Below are 2875 nucleotides of genomic sequence, written 5' to 3'. Positions count from 1 at the left end.
CCTTCTCCACCACCTCGGTCTCCCTGACCCGAGCCTCTTCCACCACCGGATTCATCGTCCCTGCCTGGGTCGCCCTGCACACTAAACTGCTGGGTACGGACTGTCTCACTCACCTTGGCAGAGAGGGCAGCGCGATGGAGTCGCCACACCCGCGACTGGACACCCACTGGCCCTGTGCGGCTCAACCCCTCCCCGAACCTCACCCCAGTAGTACCGACGATGAACGCAGCTGCGTGACATGTTTCACGCGACAACTACGTTGACACTCACCGATCCTGAGCACGCTCCGAGGGGAGCTGGATGCTCGCCCAGCGGCCAAGCTCCGCATAAGGGGCTGAAATCAGGAGGGGGCTGCCGGCTGCTCAGGATGAGGGCCACACCCTTGGTAGTTTGCCGCCTAAGATCCCCTCTGGGACTCGTAATACTTGAGGTCGCAATGTCACTGAATGCTGGGGTCAATCGCACTACCAAGAAATGCGCCTACTGCGGAAAGAGCGAGCAATCAGCAACTAGGGAGCACATAATCCCCAGCGCGATCGCCAGAACAATTTCCTCTCCAAGGACCTTCCACGTAAATAGAGAGATATTCTTCGATGGCGACGCGACAATAAAGGACACGTGCAGCCTCTGTAATAATGTGAAGCTAGGAGAGCTGGACAATCGACTCACTACCGCCGCGAAGCCTTGGTTTGGCAAATGGCTACGCGACGAGGACTTCAGTGTCACGCTTCATGTGGATTGGCAGACGCTTGCGCGTTGGCTGCTGAAGGTGTCATTCAATTCGGCACGCGCAGCCAAAGCGCACGACCTTGCCGCCCTCACCGCACAGCGAAAGTTCATGCTCGGTGAAGGTGAAGCGCCTCGTAAGTTGCTCATTCTCGGTGGCCTAATTCGAAGTCACCGGCTCACACCTCACGAGAAACAATTGATCCGCACTGAACAGGACTGGTTTGACCCGGAGATGAACCGAACCGCTCATACCGTCTTGCCGAGACTCCCAGAGAAGCTTTCGATTTCACGGGCGGTCCTAATCCAGCACCTAGCTTTCATGATCCTCAAGCCAGTGCGAGGATACAGTCTGGGGGTGAACCTACGACGACTTGAGCAAGCGACCGGCTTCAGGGTCGTCGAGCGCAAAGCCGACAACGTGACGCTAGGCCCTACCAAAGACGATGCATTGGATGTCGTTGAGGCTAGCATACGGGCCAAGTTTGACGCTTACAGAAAGGAGTACGGAGCCCAGCAGGCGCCAACGGTACTCAAGTGAGTGTGCCGGACTGTGATCGCTCAGTCGCATCGGGTATGAGGGTGTAGGTGGCTGGGCTCTCATCCTGAGCGTGCCCCGAGGGAAGCCTCGGAGCCCCTGCGGGAGACCAGTCTGCCGTTCAGGCAGATGTTGCGCAAATGCCTGATACTACAGCGCAGTTGAGAGAACACGGCCTGTGCTCAGGATGAGAGCCAGCCCTCCGTCCTCTACGCCGCACCGAGAAACTGGGCTACGACAATCCAGGAAGTCGAGCGCACGCGGCGTGTCTTTTGGCGTTGACCCTCAAGCAATTTCCCGGTCAGTCCGAGAGGGTGCAGCGGAAGCTGGATGAAGCAGAGCGACACTTGCTCTTTCTGCGGAAAGCCCACCCCGTGCGGAAGGATAACTTAAAAGACATTCAACGCATCCGGCGGATGGTCGGCTGGGAGACAAGCGCCCACGGGCGCGCTAGGTGTTTGCCTTTCCTGCGCGCCGAGCGGGACTCCACGAACTCAAAGCGACGTGGAGCCCACCCTATGGCACTGGCCGGTGAGAGGCAGGCTCATGCCGGGCTTGGTTCCGTCGTGATGAAGTCTTGATGCCTCAAACCCTTTGGGCCTTCCTCATCCTCGGCCATCGCTTGGCCAGCCCCTCGCAGTGCCGCTTGAATCTCCAGCGAAGCCATCCTGGCGGTGTAACTCCCTCGCGCTCGCAGCACCTTCGCCAAATCGTCTTGCAGCGTCAGCGCGGACATGTGCCGCTCTACCGGGTTGCGCCGCAGCAGCTTGCGGAAGACAGCCCGCGTGGGATCTGAAAGCGTTTGTGTTGCCGCTTCTACATCGGCCGGGGTGAAGGTGGCCGCACGCAATATCGTCTCCTCCGGATCCACCCCGCGCCATGCGTTCCTCATCCGTGCGATGGCACTGCGCAACGGCTCCGTTTCCCCTTCCGGGACCAGCACCCATAAATCCTTTGGCAGCAGGTTGTAGGCACTGAGCAGGTGTTTCCCGGTGGCGAACTCCAGCAGCTGCGTGTTCCGGCCCATGTGGGGCACCGATTCCGGAGCATGTGGGGCACTGATTCCGGTCCATGAGGGGCACCGATTCCGGAGGGGTGGGGCAGCGATTCCGGCCCATGTGGGGCACCGATTCCGGAGCATGTGGGGCATCGGTGGTGCCTCGTACCGGTGCGGCCCGGAAGCGTTGACGACGCTGGACAGTGGCGGCCCGCTGTCTGCCTCCCAAGGAGGTGGAAGTGGCCCAGGAGAGGCTGTCCATGCGGAAGCTGCGAGAGGTGTTGAGGCTGAAGTACGAGAGGAAGTTGTCGGGGCGCGAGATTGCCCGTGCGCTGGGCATCGGCAAAGGCACGGTGAGCCGGTACCTGTACCGGGCCCAGGCGGCGAAGCTGACCACGTGGCCCCTGCCGCCGGAGTTGGACGAGGACGCGGCGCTCACCGCGCTGCTGTTCCCCGACGAGGGGAAGGCAGTGGTGGGCTGAGCCTGCCCCGATTCCGTGGACACCCGAGATGTGATGGAAAGGGTGTCCAATGTCGGCGAGTGACGCGAAGCAGAAGAAGCCCCGGAGGCAGCGCCGGAAGTTCACGCAGGAGTTCAAGGACGGCGCGGTGAA

General features: G+C 60.9%; 3 protein-coding genes. 2 read left to right on the top strand and 1 reads right to left on the bottom strand.

Annotation, left to right across the window (positions count from 1 at the left end):
• The first annotated feature begins 436 nt into the window (after positions 1 to 436).
• Complete coding sequence (locus D7X96_RS39775) at positions 437 to 1267, top strand: HNH endonuclease (protein ID WP_147468518.1); 831 nt, start codon at positions 437 to 439, stop codon at positions 1265 to 1267.
• Between the two features lie 541 nt (positions 1268 to 1808).
• Here D7X96_RS39775 and D7X96_RS38780 read toward each other — a convergent pair.
• On the bottom strand, positions 1809 to 2291 hold the full coding sequence (locus D7X96_RS38780) for a hypothetical protein (RefSeq protein ID WP_208647444.1): 483 nt from the start codon (positions 2289 to 2291) through the stop codon (positions 1809 to 1811).
• 230 nt (positions 2292 to 2521) lie between these two features.
• Here D7X96_RS38780 and D7X96_RS41930 point away from each other — a divergent pair, with 230 nt between their 5' ends.
• Positions 2522 to 2743: a sigma factor-like helix-turn-helix DNA-binding protein gene (locus D7X96_RS41930; protein ID WP_370450232.1), complete on the top strand. Its 222-nt coding sequence runs from the start codon at positions 2522 to 2524 to the stop codon at positions 2741 to 2743.
• The last annotated feature ends 132 nt before the right edge of the window (positions 2744 to 2875 follow it).

It is taken from the genome of Corallococcus interemptor, from assembly GCF_003668875.1.
Classification (GTDB): domain Bacteria; phylum Myxococcota; class Myxococcia; order Myxococcales; family Myxococcaceae; genus Corallococcus; species Corallococcus interemptor.
Note: the sequence above shows the minus strand (reverse complement) of the source record. Positions and strands in the feature narration are given on the sequence as shown.